Source organism: Arthrobacter sp. ISL-28, assembly GCF_018613875.1.
Lineage (GTDB): Bacteria > Actinomycetota > Actinomycetes > Actinomycetales > Micrococcaceae > Arthrobacter.
Genome location: NZ_JAGGPJ010000027.1, coordinates 272,815 through 287,921, shown reverse-complemented (window position 1 = coordinate 287,921; position 15,107 = coordinate 272,815). Strand labels below are relative to the sequence as shown.

Here is a 15,107-nt window from a genome sequence, read left to right as displayed (position 1 = left end):
AACGGCCGTTCCCCGCACAGACGTTGCTGGCCAGCAACGCTTGTGCGGGGAACGGCCGTTTAACAGGATCTAGCGGCCGGCCAAGGCTTCCACAATCGCCGGCAGCAGGGCACGGAATGCCTGCCCGCGGTGGCTGATGGCGTTCTTCTCCTCAGGACTCAGTTCGGCGCAGCTGCGGTCCATCCCGAGCGGCTGGAGCACGGGGTCGTACCCGAAGCCGCCTTCGCCGCGGGGCTCGCGCAGCAGGGTTCCCGCAAGCTGGCCGTATTCGACTACCTCCCGCGCCCCGTCCGGCGATGCCGACGAAGGGACCGCCAGGGCTGCGGCACACACGAAGGCAGCGCCCCGGTGCGGATCGGGGACGTCCGCAAGCTGTGCCAGCAGCAGCCGCAGGTTGGCGGCGTCGTCCCCGTGCCGCCCCGCCCAGCGGGCGGAAAAGATGCCCGGGGCACCGCCCAGCACGTCAACGGAAAGTCCGGAGTCGTCGGCGATCGCCACCAGACCTGTCGCCTCCGCTACCGCGCGCGCCTTGAGCAAGGAGTTTTCCGCGAAGGTCACCCCGGTTTCTGCGACGTCGGGACCGCCGACGGCGGACGCGTCCACCACCTGCGTGTCGACGTCCAGCCCGGGAACCTGCCCCCGCAGCAGCTCTCGGAGTTCGCGCAGCTTTCCCTTGTTGTGGGTGGCCAGCACCAGCCGGGGAGCCGGCGTTGGGCTCTGGTCACTCACGGCGCTTCGGCCAGGGTTTCGCGCTGGATCGCGGCGAGCTGCTCGGTGCCCAGGAGTGCCAGGTCCAGCAGCTTATTGAGCTCATCGCGGTCGAACGGAGCGCCCTCCGCGGTGCCCTGGACCTCAACAAACTTGCCGGACCCGGTGACCACGACGTTCATGTCGGTCTCGGCCCGGACGTCCTCCAGGTAGGGAAGGTCCAGCATGGGGATGCCGTCGATGATGCCCACGGATACGGCGGCGATCGTGTCGACGAGGGGCTGGGCGTTCCGGGCAATCATCTTGTTTTCCCGGGCGAAGCGGATCGCTTCGGCGAGCGCCACGTAGGCGCCGGTGATCGCGGCAGTCCGCGTCCCGCCGTCGGCCTGCAGGACGTCGCAGTCCAGCACGATCGTGTTCTCGCCGAGGGCTTTAGTGTCGATGATCGAGCGCAGCGACCGGCCGATCAAGCGTGAGATCTCATGCGTGCGGCCGCCGATCTTGCCCTTCACCGACTCCCGGTCGGACCGCGTGTTCGTGGCGCGCGGAAGCATCGCGTATTCGGCAGTGACCCAGCCGCGGCCTTCCCCCTTGAGCCAGCGCGGCACGCCCTCGGTCAGGGAAGCCGTGCACAGTACCCGGGTGTTGCCGAATTCGATCAGGGCGGATCCTTCCGCCTGCTTGGACCAGCCGCGGGTGATGCTAATGGGCCGGAGCTGGTCCGGGGTGCGGCCGTCGGCACGGATGACGGGGGCAGTGGTTGCTTCGGAAGTCATGCCATTAGCTTATCGATTTATCCGCGGCCGGCTGGCGCGTATTGGCGCCGCAGAGCGTCTTCGTCAGGCGGTGTCAGACGGTGTAATGCACGCCGGCGACCGCCACGGCGACATCGCCGCCAAAAACCGGCCGCGCCTCGGCCATGACCTTCGTCTGGGACGTCCAGACCGGGATGTGGGTCAGCAGGAGGCGGCGGGCGCCCGCCACGGCAGCGGCCTCACCGGCCCGCTTCCCTGTCAGGTGGACATCCTTGATGCCGTCGTCACGGCCTTCCTCGAAGGCCGCCTCGCACAGGAACAGGTCGGCGTCCTTCGCCGCCTCTTCCAGGCCGCGGCAGGAATCGGTGTCACCGGAGTAGGTCAGGACGCGCGTCACGGCCGCCCCGGTCTTGTCCGGCTCGGTCACTTCAACCCTGAGGGCGTAGGCTTCCTCTACGGGGTGGTTGACTGCGAACGGCGTCACGGTAAAGGGTCCCACCGTGACGGACTGGCGCTCGACCCAGTTGGTGAAATCGAACTCCTCGTGCATGCCCGGATCCAGCTCAAGGCCGTACGCCGTGGCCATCCGGTCGGCCGTCGCGGCAGGGCCCCACACCGGAATCCTTCCGCGGTCCCAGCCCCCCGGCTTCCAGCGCACCGCCACATGCAGGCCGCACAGGTCCATGCAGTGGTCCGGATGCAGATGGGTCAGAAAGATGGCGTCGATGTCCTCAAGGTCCGTATAGCGCTGGATGGCCCCCAGGGCTCCGCTGCCGAGGTCCATGACGACCTTCCACGTGCGTTCGCCGTCATGTGCTGTCAGCAGGTAGCAGGAGGCGGGCGAACCCGGACCCGGGAAGGATCCCGTGCAGCCGACGATAGTGAGCTTCACAGGGCGGAACCCCCGGCCGACGGGCTGGCCCCGGCTCCCTGGCCGACAAAGTTTGAGATGCGCGGCCGTGACACCGCGCTCTGGGCGGCAGCGATCATCTCGGGCGTGATGCGGGCGAGGCTTCCGGTCGGGTACTGCGCCGCGACGTGGTCGACATGCCGGACGCTGAGCACCTCGGGCCCGAGGAACCTGCGCGCGAGGGCCTCGAACTGGCCGGCATCGCCCGTGGCGATGAAGTTGTGTTCCGGAGGAGCGGCGGCTGTCCGTTCAAGACCCCGGGACGCCAGCGCGCGGTACACATCCTTGGCAGTTTCCTCGGCACTGGAAACGAGGGTGACGTCCTCGCCCATGACATAGGAAATCACACCGGTCAGCAGCGGATAGTGGGTGCAGCCAAGCACTACCGTATCCACCCCGGCAGCCTTCAGCGGCGCCAGGTACTCCCCCGCCACGGCCAGCAGCTCAGGGCCGGTGGTGATGCCCGCCTCCACATAGCTGACGAATTCGGGGCAGGCCACCGAGGTGATGGCGAGGTCCGGCGCCGCGGCAAAGGTGTCCTCGTAGGCCCTCGAGCCTATTGTCGCGGAGGTGCCGATCACTCCGACCCGGCCCGTGCGGGTGGCCGCCACTGCTCGCCTGACGGCCGGCTGGATCACTTCGATCACCGGGATCCCGTAGCGGGCCGTGTAGCGCTCCCGGGCGTCCCGGAGGACGGCGGCCGACGCCGAGTTGCAGGCGATGGTCAGGAGTTTGACGCCGGAATCCACCAGTTCGTCCATGACACCCAGTGCGTTTGCGCGCACCTCGGCGATGGGGAGCGGGCCATAAGGCCCGTGGGCGGTATCTCCCACGTAGAGGATCGATTCGTTGGGCAACTGGTCGATGATGGACCGTGCCACTGTGAGTCCGCCGACGCCCGAATCAAACACCCCGATCGGCAGCGATCCCAGATCGCCGCGGATGGTCGTTGCGGCATCCGCCGCAGCCCGTGCTGCCGGATCCGTGCTCGATGGTGAAGTCATGATTATTCGAGGATAGGTGTTCCCGATGGGTGCGGCCATTACTTGTGGCGTTCGCCTCATGTCGAATTTGTCACATCCGCTTGCACCGGCCGCACCCAGACCGCCCTAACCTCGGCCGGGCGCCGCCGGCCGCGCGGGGCCTAGGGCCGGGCTTCCATGGACTGCAGCATGGCCTGGACGAGCGACTCCTGCAGCCAGGTGGTGAAGTTGTAGACAAGGGCGAGGTAGCTTTCGACGTCCTCGGCCTGCGACCAGTCCTGCATCTGGTGGACGTGGTCGGCGTCGGCCTCGTCGCGGATGTCCAGCCGTTCGGCTAGCACCAGCCGGACGTCGTTCAGTGCCGTGGACCAGTGCCTCGCGTCCGCGGGGGTCAGCACCAGCTCGTCCTTGTCCAGGTCCAGCGCGGCGGCGCGAAGAGCACCGATCTTGCTTTCCCGCAGGGAGCGTTCGGTGAGCTGCCGGAACTCAAGCGAGGCTGCGGCATCGTCCTTTATGACGTTCGGCAGGAGCCGCCGCAGCGCGCGGTCCGAAGGTTCCCGGACGTCCATGTCCAGTCCGATCAAGGCAGCGAGCGGGTCCTGTTTTCCGCGGTCTGACGGCTCGAGCATCGAGATGACGTCGTCGAAGAGGCTGCGCAGCAGCTCCCGCTCGGCAGGTTCGAGGAATCCGGTAATGCCCTTGAGTCCGTATTTGAAAGCCTTAGCCACGTTTCCCCTTGCCCTTGCCCGGGCCGCCGCTCTTGCCGCCCCCGCTGTTTCCCCCGGTGGCTTTCTCCACGGTTGCCCACAGGCCGTAGCCGTGCATGGCGACGGCATGCTGTTCCACCTGTTCCTTGCTGCCGTGCGCAACAATGGACCGGCCCTTCTTGTGGACCTCCATCATGAGCTTGTTGGCTTTGGTTTCCGAGTACCCGAAATAGCTCTGGAAAACATAGCTGACATAGCTCATGAGGTTCACCGGATCATTCCAGATCACGAGGTTCCAAGGGATGTCCGGGGCTGTCAGGGAGTCGGTGGACGCCTCTGTTCCAGTCTGGGTGCTCTCCTGCGTGTCAGGGCCGAGCGCAACGCTTGAGGTCATCTGTCCATTCTATGGGGATGCGCACTAGAGTGATTTTGTGAGTACCTCCGCCGGCTGGCACCAGCCACGCACGTCCCTGTTCACTGATCACTACGAGTTGACCATGCTTCAGGCCTCGCTGCTTTCCGGCGCAGCGCACCGCAAATCAGTCTTTGAGGCCTTCGCGCGGAGGCTCCCCGACGGCCGGCGCTACGGAATCGTCGCCGGAACCGGCCGGCTGCTCGAGGGCATCGCGGCGTTCCGCTTCGGCGATGCCGAACTGGACTTTCTCAGCTCCACTGGCGTGGTCAACCAGGAGGCTCTGGACTATCTCGCCGATTTCCGGTTCACCGGCGACATCTGGGGTTACGCGGAAGGCGAAGCCTACTTCCCGAACTCCCCTATCCTGATCGTCGAATCGACGTTCGCCGAGGCCTGCATCCTCGAAACCTACATCCTGTCCGTCCTGAACCACGACAGCGCCATCGCCTCCGCGGCATCCCGGATGATCACCGCTGCCGGCAGCCGGCCCTGCATCGAGATGGGCTCCCGGCGGACCCACGAGGAATCGGCCTCCGCGGCCGCCCGTGCCGCGGTCATCGCCGGGTTCGCCAGCACCTCGAACCTCGAAGCCGGTCTGCGCTACGGCCTCAAGACGGTGGGCACCGCGGCCCATTCCTTCACCCTGCTCCACGACACTGAGCGCGCGGCATTTGAGGCGCAGGTCGCCTCCCTGGGGCCCGGTACCTCGCTGCTCGTGGACACGTACGACGTCGAAACGGCTGTCCGTATGGCCGTCGACATCGCCGGGCCAACGTTGGGCGCTGTGAGGCTGGACTCGGGCGACCTGGTGGAACAGGCGCAGTGGGTGCGCCAACTGCTGGACGAGCTGGGCAACGAGAACACCCGCATCGTGGTCACTTCCGACCTCGACGAGTTCGCGATCGCCGCGCTCCAATCCGCGCCCGTCGACGCCTACGGCGTGGGCACATCGCTCGTCACCGGTTCCGGGGCGCCCACCGCGAGCATGGTCTACAAGCTCGTCAGCCGTGCGGACAACACGGGCGAGTTCGTGTCCGTCGCCAAGACCGCCAAGGACAAAATCAGCAAGGGCGGGCGCAAGTACGCCCTCCGCAGGCTCGATGACCACGGTATGGCCAGCCAGGAGATCATCGGCGTGGGCCACCGTCCGGTTGACGATGGCAATGACCGCCCCCTTCTGCAGCAGTTCATCAAAAACGGCGAACTGCTGCCGGGCTGGACCGGCCATGAAGGAGTGCTTCGTGCCCGACAGCGCCATGCCGATTCAATGGCCGAACTGCCGGCGGTCGTCCACCGCCTGCACCGCGGCGAACCTGCCATCCCCACGATCTACGAGGAGAACTGATGTCACGTGCACTGATCATTGTCGACGTCCAGAACGACTTCTGCGAGGGCGGCGCTTTGCCCGTTGAGGGCGGTGCCGCGGTGGCGGGGGCGATCAGCGAGTACGTCGAGGCACATCACGGGCAGTTCGACCACATCGTGGCCACCCAGGACTGGCACATTGATCCGGGCGCCCATTTCTCCGAGGCGCCGGACTTCAAGGACAGCTGGCCGCCGCACTGCGTCGCGGGAACACAGGGCGCCGAGCTTCACCCAGACCTCGACTCGGAACACATCCAGGCCTACTTTCACAAGGGCTTGTACACGGCGGCCTACTCCGGCTTTGAAGGGCTGCTCGCTCCGGAGGATGCCGTGCCCACCGGGGACAGGAAGCCCGGCTCCCTGCCCTCGCCCGGGGATGCGGACTATGCTCCGGAAGAGGATTCAATCGGCCTGGACGACTGGCTACAGAGCCACGACGTGGAGGACGTCGTGGTGGTGGGGCTCGCAACCGACCACTGCGTCATGGCCACGTCGCTCGACGCGGTCCAGGCTGGCTATTCAGTCACCGTGATCAAGCGGCTGACGGCGGGAATCGCCGACAACCTGGACGACACGTACGCCGAAATGGAACTGGGCGGCGTGGACCTCGAATAGAAACCGGGCCTAGAAGCTGGTCACGAGATCACCCAGTACGGCTTCCAAACGGTTCGGGTCGGTGGCGTCATAGAAGTGTGCGCCGCTGGCCTTGGCGATGGCCCTCAGGGACTCGGTGTCTGCGTCGGCGCCATAGGCGAGCGTGAACACGAGCACCGGGGTGTTGTGGTGCTGGTGACTCAACTGCTCCGTCAGCGACTTGAGGTCACCGGGGTGAGTTGTGTCGTTCTTGCCATCGCTTAAGAGCACGATCGTGTTGATCTCGGATTCGTTGTATTCGCTTGCCTGTTCGGCGGCGAAGTGGCCGACAGCTTCGAACAGCGGTGTGGCGGCCACAGGCTGCAGGTCGTTGAGTTTCGCCAGCAGGTCGCCCTTGTTCGTCTTGAAGGGGGACACGGGGCTGACCAAACCAGGAACCAGCGGGCCATCCCCCACGTGGGAGAACGCTGCGAGACCCAGTTGGTCGTCGTCGGTGAAGTGGTCCAAGGCACGGGTGACGGCGTTCTTGGCCCCCTGCAAGCGGGTTACGCCCGGGGCAACCTCCTGTCCCATGGATCCGGAGACGTCCAGTAGGAACAGCGCCCGGGCTCTTTTGCGGACCTTCGGAAAGCTCTTCTGGACATTGACCAGGACGTCGGCGCTGGGAAGCGGGATCGCCTGGAGGGACCGCGCGTAGTGGCCTGTGCTGGCGACAGTAGCGTCCACCTGGTCCTGGATGGTGCGGTATCCGGTGGTTTTGACCACTTCCTGGCCCTGCTCCGTCCGGGCATAGGCCACGAAGTCATCGGCAGCGCCGCGCTGCTGGCTGCTGACCCAGTCACCGGCGAGGGTCACGGCGGGATTGTCAGCAACCAGGACGCCGTCGCTGGGGTAAATGGCCAGCAGCGGCTCCCTTGGCGGCGTGCCCGCCTGCTTTGTGACACCGTCGTTGCTCGAAATTCCTCGGTTATAGTCCCAGACTGACTTTTCATCGACGATGACCGCCGAGAGGAATTCTGAAACGTCGCCGGCGTCGTCCGCCTGCCGTGCATGCCAGAGGAAGTGCTCCGGTGTGGCCATGTAATGGCTTGTGCTCAGCTCGCCATCTTTGACCTTGCCTATCACGGACGGCTGGGTCAGCTGAGCGTTTTGGACGTCCTTGAGGTTCCCTCCGGCCACGCCGTAGGACGCGAGGAGGCCCATGAGCCCGGACGTGGAAACCGTGGGACTGGCTTTGCCGAACTTGAATTTGCCCCAGTCCGCATGGCCAAGGCGTTCCCAGGTGCCTGGGTCCTTGGACACCGCGAAGACTTCGGCCCAGCTGGGCGCCTTGGTGTCCCAACCGATTGCCTTGGCCATTGAGGCGGGCATCGCCACAACGATCCCGCTCCTGGCCACGGTGGCGCCATCCTGCCGCAGGGCGCTCCCGGCGTTGTCCTCGGCCACGCGCAGCCACGCCGTGGAATCCGGCAGCCACACGGCGGGGCGTTCGGCGGCTGGAATGGAGGCAAACCCGGCCGCCTTCTTGACGGCCGCTACTCCGGATTTCTCCTGGCTCACGTTCACCGAGACGCACTTGCCGTCCACGCTGCGCGGTTTGGCAGTGTACGCAGCCGCCAGCGACCGCACCATCTCGGCGTTTTCGAGTGATGCCAGGATATTAAGGGGAATGCAAGGTGCCGCGCCTGTGCTGACAGCCGGGCGGTCCTCCGGAAGGCCGGCTTCTGCCTGTGCCTTGGGGACGGTGGACTGTGACGAGTCGATACTCCCCGGATGGAGGAGGGCCGGCAGGACCAGGGACGCGGCGATAAGGCCCACAACTACGGCTGCAGCCACCACTGAGGTCCGGATCCAACCGGGGTAGCTTGGCCTGGTGGGGGCACGACGACGGCCCATATTCGTATCCTTGACATCCAGGGGTATGTCTCAGGTGCAACATACCGGCAGAAACTGGCTCGCGGCGGCGCCGCCAAATGCGCCTAGCCCCCGCCCGGATGTGAATCGCATCCGGATACGCACCTTCGAGGATATACAATGCTGACCCCGGAAGGTGAATCGAGCCACATTCCGGACATCGTCCTGGATGCGGAATCCTGGAAACGGGCGCAGGTCCCGCCCTGTTGGTTACGCCTCCGGCTACTTGCGGCCGACGAACCAGTCCTGCAGCTTCTTCAGCCGGGACTGAAGCTGCTCTTCATTTGCCTGCGCCACAGGCGGCCCGCCGCAGACCGTCCTCAGCTTTGTGTGGACCACGCCGTGCGGCGTTCCCGTCCGTGCAGACCAGGCCGCAACATTCTTGGCGAGCTCGTTCCGCAGGTCCATCAGCATCCGGTGGTCGGGGACCGCCGGTGCCGCGGGTGCGGCGGCGGGGCCTTGCCGCTTTTTCCTGCTCTGCTGCTCGTGCTGGCGCTGGCGCAACAGGGTGCCTACCTGTTCGGCATCCAGCAGTCCGGGGATGCCGAGGAAATCCAGTTCGTCCTCGGAACCGATGTCACCGCCGGTGCCGAACTCGCCGCCGTCGAACAGTACGCGGTCAAAGGACGCCTGTGAATCCAGAGCTTCGAACTTGCCCTTGGTCAGGCTGTCCGAGGCTTTGTCTTCGCGGTTCGCCTCGTCCATCAGCGAGTCTTCCGGATTGAAGAGGCCGTCCCCGTCCTCGTTCTCCGGCCGGTCCAGGGCGTGGTCGCGTTCGGCCTCCATGCTGTTGGCCAGCGCCATCAGCTGCGGTACCGAAGGCAGGAAGACCGAGGCGGTCTCGCCGCGCTTCCGGGCACGCACGAAGCGGCCCACTGCCTGGGCAAAGAACAGCGGCGTGGAGGTCGACGTGGCGTAGACGCCCACGGACAGGCGCGGAACGTCCACGCCTTCGGACACCATGCGGACGGCAACCATCCAGCGCTTGTCGCTCTCCGTGAATTCTTCGATCTTGCTGGATGCCTTCGCATCATCCGAAAGGATCACCGTGGGCGATTCGCCGGTGATCTTCTTGAGCTGGCCCGCGTAAGCTCTTGCGTCCTCGTGGTCGGTCGCGATCACCAGGCCTCCCGCGTCCGGAACGGACCGGCGGACCTCGCTCAGGCGTTTGTCGGCTCCGGCCAGCACGGCGGGAATCCACTCACCGGCCGGGTTCAGGGCGGTACGCCACGCCTGGGACGTGACGTCCTTGGTGACAGCCGCCTCACCCAGGGAAGCGGCCATTTCCTCGCCGCCGCTGGTGCGCCAGCGCATCTGGCCTGAATAGGCCATGAACATGACGGGGCGCACCACGTGGTCACGCAGCGCATTGCCGTACCCGTACGTATAGTCCGCCTTGGACCGCCTGATGCCGTCCCGGTCCTCCGCGTACTCCACGAAAGGGATGGGCGACGTGTCCGAACGGAAGGGGGTTCCGGTCAGCGAAAGACGCCGGACGGCGGGATCGAAGGCCTCGCGGAGGCCGTCGCCCCAGGACAGCGCCTCGCCGCCGTGGTGGATCTCGTCCAGGATCACGAGCGTGCGGGCGGCTTCAGTCTTGGCCCGGTGCAGCAGGGGCTTGCTGGCCACCTGGGCGTAGGTGACGGCGACCCCGATGAAGCCCCGGCCGTGCTGGCCGTCGGCATTCTTGAAGTTCGGATCGATGGCAATTCCCACGCGTGCCGCGGCGTCTGCCCACTGGCGCTTCAGGTGGTCGGTGGGGGCAACGATGGTCACCCGGTTGACGGCTCCGGACTCAATGAGCATTGACGCCACGCGGAGGGCGAAGGTGGTCTTGCCGGCGCCGGGCGTCGCTACAGCGAGGAAGTCACGCGGACCAGTGCTGAAATAGCGGTCCAGGGCTTCCTGCTGCCAGGCACGGAGCTTCGGGGCGGTTCCCCAGGCTGCACGTTCCGGATAAGCCGGAGGCAGGGTGGGTCCGCCGAAGAGTGTCTCCGTCACTACTTGTTGGTGCCTGAGTCCCCGCCGGACCCCTTGCCGCCATCGTTTTCGGGCCGCAGGCCGTCATAGACTTCTTTGCACATCGGGCACACAGGGAACTTCTGGGGGTCACGCCCCGGTGTCCAGACCTTGCCGCACAGGGCGATGACAGGCTCGCCAGTCAGCGCGGATTCCATGATCTTTTCTTTGCGCACGTAGTGCGCAAAGCGCTCACGGTCGCCGGGCTCCACTTCCTGGCGAAGTTCCTCGCGCTCGATGGTGGCCGTGGACGATCCGGCTCCGGAAAGCTCACGCATGGGGTCGTTTTCGAGAGGATCCGTCATGCTAGTCATGCCATCCATCTTAGCGGCTCCGGACAGCCGGCGAAGGACAGCGCCACGGGCAGAAAGGAACCGGCGGCCGTCCGTCTGTCCGTCTCCTACAGAGCCTGCCAGGCCGGTTTGTGCTCGTAGGAATGGCGGTAGTAGTCGGCAAGTTTCAGCGATGACGCCGCCGCCTCATCCACCAGGATGGAGGCGTGGGGGTGCAACTGCAGGACCGAAGCGGGGCAGATCGCCGCCACCGGCCCCTCGACCAGATCATGGACCGCCTGCGCTTTTTGCGCCCCCGTGGCGACGAGCACCGCGTGGCGGGAGTCCAGGATGGTGCCCAGCCCCTGGGTCACTACGTGATGGGGCACCTCGGCCAGGCTGCCGAAGAAGCGGGCATTATCCCGGCGTGTCTGCTCAATGAGAGTTTTGATGCGCGTTCTGGAGGCCAGTGATGAGCCCGGTTCGTTGAAGCCGATGTGGCCGTCGGTTCCGATGCCCAGCAGTTGCAGGTCCACTCCGCCGCGGTCCTGGATGGCATCCTCATACGCCCGGCAGGCTGCCGGAAGGTCCGCTGCGGCGCCGTCCGGGCCGTGGATATTTTCCGGGGCGATATTGACCCGGACGGCGAATTCCCGGCGGATGACCTCGCGGTAGGACTCCGGATGCCCCGACTCAAGCCCAACGTACTCGTCCAGGAGAAAGCCGTGCGCCCGGCTGAAATCCAGCCCGCGCTCATGCCGCAATGCGAGTTCGTCGTAGACGGGAAGGGGCGACGATCCCGTCGCCAGCCCCAGGACCGCATCGGGCTTCTCCCGTAGAAGCGCCTCGATGGTGTCCGCCACCAGGGAGGCGATCTGTCTGCTGCCCGGAAGGATCACGACCTCCACGCCGCACCACCTTTCTCCGTGCTGTTTTGCCTAGTCAACCACGGCAGGCGCCGCCTCGGCAGGCCCGTTACCGGTTGACCGTCAGCTGCGCCAGCAAGTCCGGCCCGCGGGCGTCGAGCCAGCGGCCGCCGAGGCGCACGCCGGCCACAAAAAGCGCTGTTCCGAGCAGCGGTCCCAGGGCGAGGTTGGCCCAGCCAAAGGCCGGGTCACCGGTGACCGCCTGGACGATGATCAGGGCCGCTTCGGGAAGGGTCAGCACCAGCAGGACGCCCATGCCGCCGAATTGGACAGCAAGTGTCTGGGCGACGTTGCCCGGCGGCTTCTTGAACGGGCTGTCACCAGGAAGCGGCACGGCAACTGTGTAGCGGGCGGAAACCACGGAGGCGAGGCCAAGCCCGGTGAGCAGGATTCCGAGCGACAGGCCCAGAATGGCGGGCAGCCATTCCCAGTCCCCCGTCAGGAAGAACGGCCCCGCCGTGAGGACCAGAACGGTGGGCAGGGAGAAGGCGAGGCAGGCCAGTGCGCGCCCCAGCCGGTCATGCACGCCGCGCACTCCCGCTGCGAGATGCAGTGCGAATGCCGTGTTGTCGTAGGACACATCAGAGGAGATGGACCACGCCAACAGGAATGCCGTGAGCGGGCCCGCGACCATGATCACGCCGAAGTTGCCCGTCTGGCTCCCTTGGAACGCGAGCACCACCGGCAGGAGCGGAATGGCCACCAAGGATCCGGAATACCGGGGATCCCGGAACCAGTACGTCAGCGATCGGGCCGCAATGGCGCCCGTGGGCGTGGCAGGAAACAGCGCGAAGAGCCCCATCCGGCCGCCCGTCCTCCGGCTGCTGCCGGCGTAGGGCGGAGTCACGAGGGCGCGCTCCAGCAGGAGCTTCCAGCACCAGGCCAGGGCCGCCAGGGTGGCTGCCGCGATCAGGAACTTCAGCGCAGCATCACCCGCCCGGCCTGTCTCAAGGTCGCCGCCCAGCGACCAGGCTGCGCCCAGAGGCGTCCAGGACAGCGTCCGGGCGAGTCCGGTCAGGAAGGCCCCGGAGCCTGCCGCGCCCTGCGTCAGGCCTGCCGCGATGGGCCCCATCAGGATGAGCGGAACCATGAACGCCAGAGCGCTGGCATCCTTGAACCGGCGCGTTGCGGCCAGGCTTGCTGTGGCAGTGGTGACCACTTTGGAGAGCACAACGCAGCTCAGCAAGCCCAAGGCAGCACCGACGAGGGCTCCGGCAGCCGGGAGGACGCCCCGCGACCATGTGCCCACAGTGGCAAGGGCCACCACTGTTGTGGCGAGTCCGGGAATGCCAATGAGGCCGCCCAGGGCAAGGCCTGCCAGCAACTGGGGCATGGGGATTGCCGACGTCGTGAACCGCGCCGGGTCCAGCGTCAGGTCTGCCGCTGCGGCAACCACAGGCACTATCCCCCAGCCGATCAGTGCCGCCGACCCGCCGAGCACCACGACAGTCTGGGCAATGAGCGGGTCCTGCAGACGCAGGAAAAGCAGCACCGCGACACACATGATCACGATTCCCAGGGCGTACAGACCGCCGATCACCAGGCCGACAATCTGCCAGGGGCTGCGCCGCAGGCCGTTCCGCAGCAGGGCCAGTTTCAGCCTTAGAAGGTGCGCAACCACTCGAGCCCCTCAGTCTGGACCCGTCCGCCCACGAGCTGGACGAAGCGCTCTTCCAGGCTCACCCCGCCCCGGACCTCCTCCACGGTCCCCGCGGCCAAGAGACGCCCGTTGGCAACCACCGCGACGTGGTCGCACATCCGCTGCACAAGATCCATGACATGGCTGGACACAATCACTGTGCCGCCGGTGGCGACGTAACGGTCCAGGATGTCCCGGATATTTGCCGCTGACACCGGATCCACGGATTCGAACGGCTCATCGAGGACGAGAACTTTGGGTGCGTGGATCAGGGCGGAGGCCAGTGCGATCTTCTTGGTCATGCCGGCCGAATAGTCCACCACCAGGGTGCCGGCGTCCCCGCTGAGGTCCAGCGCAGCCAGCAGCTCCCCCACACGGGCAGCGACAACATCCTTGTCCATACCGCGGAGCAGCCCGGCGTAGCTGACGAGCTGTTCACCGCTGAGCCGGTCGAAGAGCCTGACGCCGTCCGGCAGGATGCCCATCAGCTTCTTGGCTTCCAGCGGCTGCGCCCACACATCCACGCCATGGACCACTGCCGTGCCGAAATCGGGGCGGAGGAGGCCGGTGGCCATGGAAAGGGTGGTGGTCTTGCCGGCGCCGTTGGGGCCGACGATGCCGAAGAATGAGCCGGCGGGAACGTCAAGGCTGATGCCGTCAACGGCGATCTTGCTGCCGAAGCGCTTGGCCAGTCCCCTGATCGATAAGGCTGCTGCGGGAACACTCATGAGCCAACCCTATCCGGGGGCCGTCCGCCGCGGGATCCCCCTCAAGGAGGAATGCGCCGTCCGCAATGAACGCCTCGGGAGCTGACCCGTTGAACGCGGAGATGATCCGCAAGGGGCTGAGCGCTAAAAAAGGACGCGGGCAAGCGCCTGGCGCGCTTTTGCCACTCGTTCGTCGGTTGTTCCGACGACGTCGAACAGTTCCAGGAGGCGCACGCGGGCGGTTTCTCGTTCCGGACCGAAGTTCCGGCCAATGAAGCCCACCACGCGGTTCAGGGCATCCTCGACGTGGCCGCCGGCAATGTCCAGGTCGGCGACACCGAGCTGGGCGGCGAGGTTGTCCGGCTCGTCTGCCGCACGCTGCCGGAGGGCTTCGCCGTCCGGGCCGGAAAGTTGCTGGAGTCTGTCCATGAGCTCGACCTGTGCAAGGCCTGCTTTGGCTTCGGCATCGGCGGGCATCTCCGCGAGGGCCTGCCGGTACGCCGCTGCGGCGGCGGCATAGTCCCCTGCCTCGATGGCATCAAAGGCCTTCTGGTGCAGCGGCGGTAACTGAGCGGGCGCCGGCTCCCCCGGGGCTGCACCGCCCACATTGCCGGAAACGCCGTTGGCGGCGGCAACCTTGAGCAGTTCATCCACCAGCGCGCGGATCTGCTGCTCGTCGGCGCTGCCCTGGAACAGCGGGACTGGCTGGCCTTTGAGCACTGCAACTGCGGTGGGTACGGCCTGGACCTGGAAGGCCTGCGCGAGCTGGGGGAAGGCATCGATGTCGGCGGCGGCAAGCACCAGCCGGCCGGCGTAGCTCGCCACGATCCGTTCCAGGGAATTGAGCACACCCTCCGACTCGGGCGAATATGCTGCCCACAGTGCAAACACCACAGGCACCTGCGCCGACAGCTCAACGAGGTCCTGGAAGTTTCCTTCCGTGACGTTGACGCGCAGCGCAGGCGCCTCGGAACCCGCGGCGCCCGTCGCCGGTGCTGCACCTGCCGGTCCGTTCCCGGCGGGGCCGCCTGCCGGAGCGGCTGGCGGTGCCTGGCGCTGCTTGAGGGCGGAAAGGTCGACGGCGCCGCGGAGGTTGAGCTGGCTGGCGGCGGCTGGAGGGACAGGACGGGAAGCTGGCGAACTCATAGCTTCCACTTTAGCCACTCCCGCCGCCGCAGGAAGCACTGTTGCCG

At 66.4% G+C, this 15,107-nt stretch carries 15 protein-coding genes; 2 read left to right on the top strand and 13 right to left on the bottom strand.

Going from position 1 to position 15,107, the window contains the following annotated elements; genetic code table 11:
* Positions 1-69: 69 nt before the first annotated feature.
* The 6 genes from rdgB to clpS form a co-directional block, all read right to left on the bottom strand.
* Positions 70-729 carry an RdgB/HAM1 family non-canonical purine NTP pyrophosphatase gene (gene rdgB / locus J7E80_RS18195; RefSeq protein ID WP_215053619.1) on the bottom strand — a complete coding sequence of 220 codons (660 nt, stop codon included), beginning with the start codon at positions 727-729 and terminating at the stop codon, positions 70-72.
* Entirely contained in the window at positions 726-1,484 is a 759-nt protein-coding gene (gene rph, locus J7E80_RS18190; RefSeq protein WP_251037022.1) for a ribonuclease PH, read from the bottom strand. Before rph ends, rdgB begins: the two co-directional genes overlap by 4 nt.
* A gap of 73 nt (positions 1,485-1,557) precedes the next feature.
* Positions 1,558-2,355 (bottom strand): MBL fold metallo-hydrolase, encoded by a 798-nt coding sequence (locus tag J7E80_RS18185; RefSeq protein WP_215053618.1) that lies wholly within the window; start codon positions 2,353-2,355, stop codon positions 1,558-1,560.
* Positions 2,352-3,416, bottom strand: coding sequence for a glutamate racemase (gene murI, locus J7E80_RS18180; RefSeq protein ID WP_215053665.1), 1,065 nt, complete (start codon positions 3,414-3,416; stop codon positions 2,352-2,354). Before murI ends, J7E80_RS18185 begins: the two co-directional genes overlap by 4 nt.
* Positions 3,417-3,517: 101 nt before the next feature.
* Positions 3,518-4,084, bottom strand: coding sequence for a DUF2017 domain-containing protein (locus tag J7E80_RS18175; RefSeq protein ID WP_215053617.1), 567 nt, complete (start codon positions 4,082-4,084; stop codon positions 3,518-3,520).
* Entirely contained in the window at positions 4,077-4,457 is a 381-nt protein-coding gene (gene clpS, locus J7E80_RS18170; RefSeq protein ID WP_215053616.1) for an ATP-dependent Clp protease adapter ClpS, read from the bottom strand. The genes J7E80_RS18175 and clpS overlap by 8 nt, the downstream gene beginning before the upstream one ends.
* Before the next feature lie 37 nt (positions 4,458-4,494).
* Here clpS and J7E80_RS18165 point away from each other — a divergent pair, with 37 nt between their 5' ends.
* Complete coding sequence (locus J7E80_RS18165; RefSeq protein WP_215053615.1) at positions 4,495-5,823, top strand: nicotinate phosphoribosyltransferase; 1,329 nt, start codon at positions 4,495-4,497, stop codon at positions 5,821-5,823.
* Positions 5,823-6,458 carry an isochorismatase family protein gene (locus J7E80_RS18160; protein ID WP_215053614.1) on the top strand — a complete coding sequence of 212 codons (636 nt, stop codon included), beginning with the start codon at positions 5,823-5,825 and terminating at the stop codon, positions 6,456-6,458. Before J7E80_RS18165 ends, J7E80_RS18160 begins: the two co-directional genes overlap by 1 nt.
* Positions 6,459-6,467: 9 nt before the next feature.
* Here J7E80_RS18160 and J7E80_RS18155 read toward each other — a convergent pair whose 3' ends face one another.
* From J7E80_RS18155 to J7E80_RS18125, 7 genes are all read right to left on the bottom strand, one after another.
* Positions 6,468-8,333: a substrate-binding domain-containing protein gene (locus tag J7E80_RS18155; protein ID WP_215053613.1), complete on the bottom strand. Its 1,866-nt coding sequence runs from the start codon at positions 8,331-8,333 to the stop codon at positions 6,468-6,470.
* 240 nt (positions 8,334-8,573) lie between these two features.
* On the bottom strand, positions 8,574-10,352 hold the full coding sequence (locus J7E80_RS18150; RefSeq protein WP_215053612.1) for a DEAD/DEAH box helicase: 1,779 nt from the start codon (positions 10,350-10,352) through the stop codon (positions 8,574-8,576).
* Positions 10,352-10,693, bottom strand: a complete 342-nt coding sequence (locus J7E80_RS18145) for a DUF3039 domain-containing protein (protein WP_215053611.1) — start codon at positions 10,691-10,693, stop codon at positions 10,352-10,354. Before J7E80_RS18145 ends, J7E80_RS18150 begins: the two co-directional genes overlap by 1 nt.
* Before the next feature lie 77 nt (positions 10,694-10,770).
* Entirely contained in the window at positions 10,771-11,550 is a 780-nt protein-coding gene (gene nagB / locus J7E80_RS18140; RefSeq protein ID WP_215053610.1) for a glucosamine-6-phosphate deaminase, read from the bottom strand.
* Between the two features lie 67 nt (positions 11,551-11,617).
* Positions 11,618-13,189 carry a transporter gene (locus J7E80_RS18135; RefSeq protein ID WP_215053609.1) on the bottom strand — a complete coding sequence of 524 codons (1,572 nt, stop codon included), beginning with the start codon at positions 13,187-13,189 and terminating at the stop codon, positions 11,618-11,620.
* Positions 13,171-13,935, bottom strand: a complete 765-nt coding sequence (locus tag J7E80_RS18130; protein WP_215053608.1) for an ABC transporter ATP-binding protein — start codon at positions 13,933-13,935, stop codon at positions 13,171-13,173. Before J7E80_RS18130 ends, J7E80_RS18135 begins: the two co-directional genes overlap by 19 nt.
* A gap of 123 nt (positions 13,936-14,058) precedes the next feature.
* Complete coding sequence (locus tag J7E80_RS18125) at positions 14,059-15,060, bottom strand: tetratricopeptide repeat protein (protein ID WP_215053607.1); 1,002 nt, start codon at positions 15,058-15,060, stop codon at positions 14,059-14,061.
* Between the last annotated feature and the right edge of the window lie 47 nt (positions 15,061-15,107).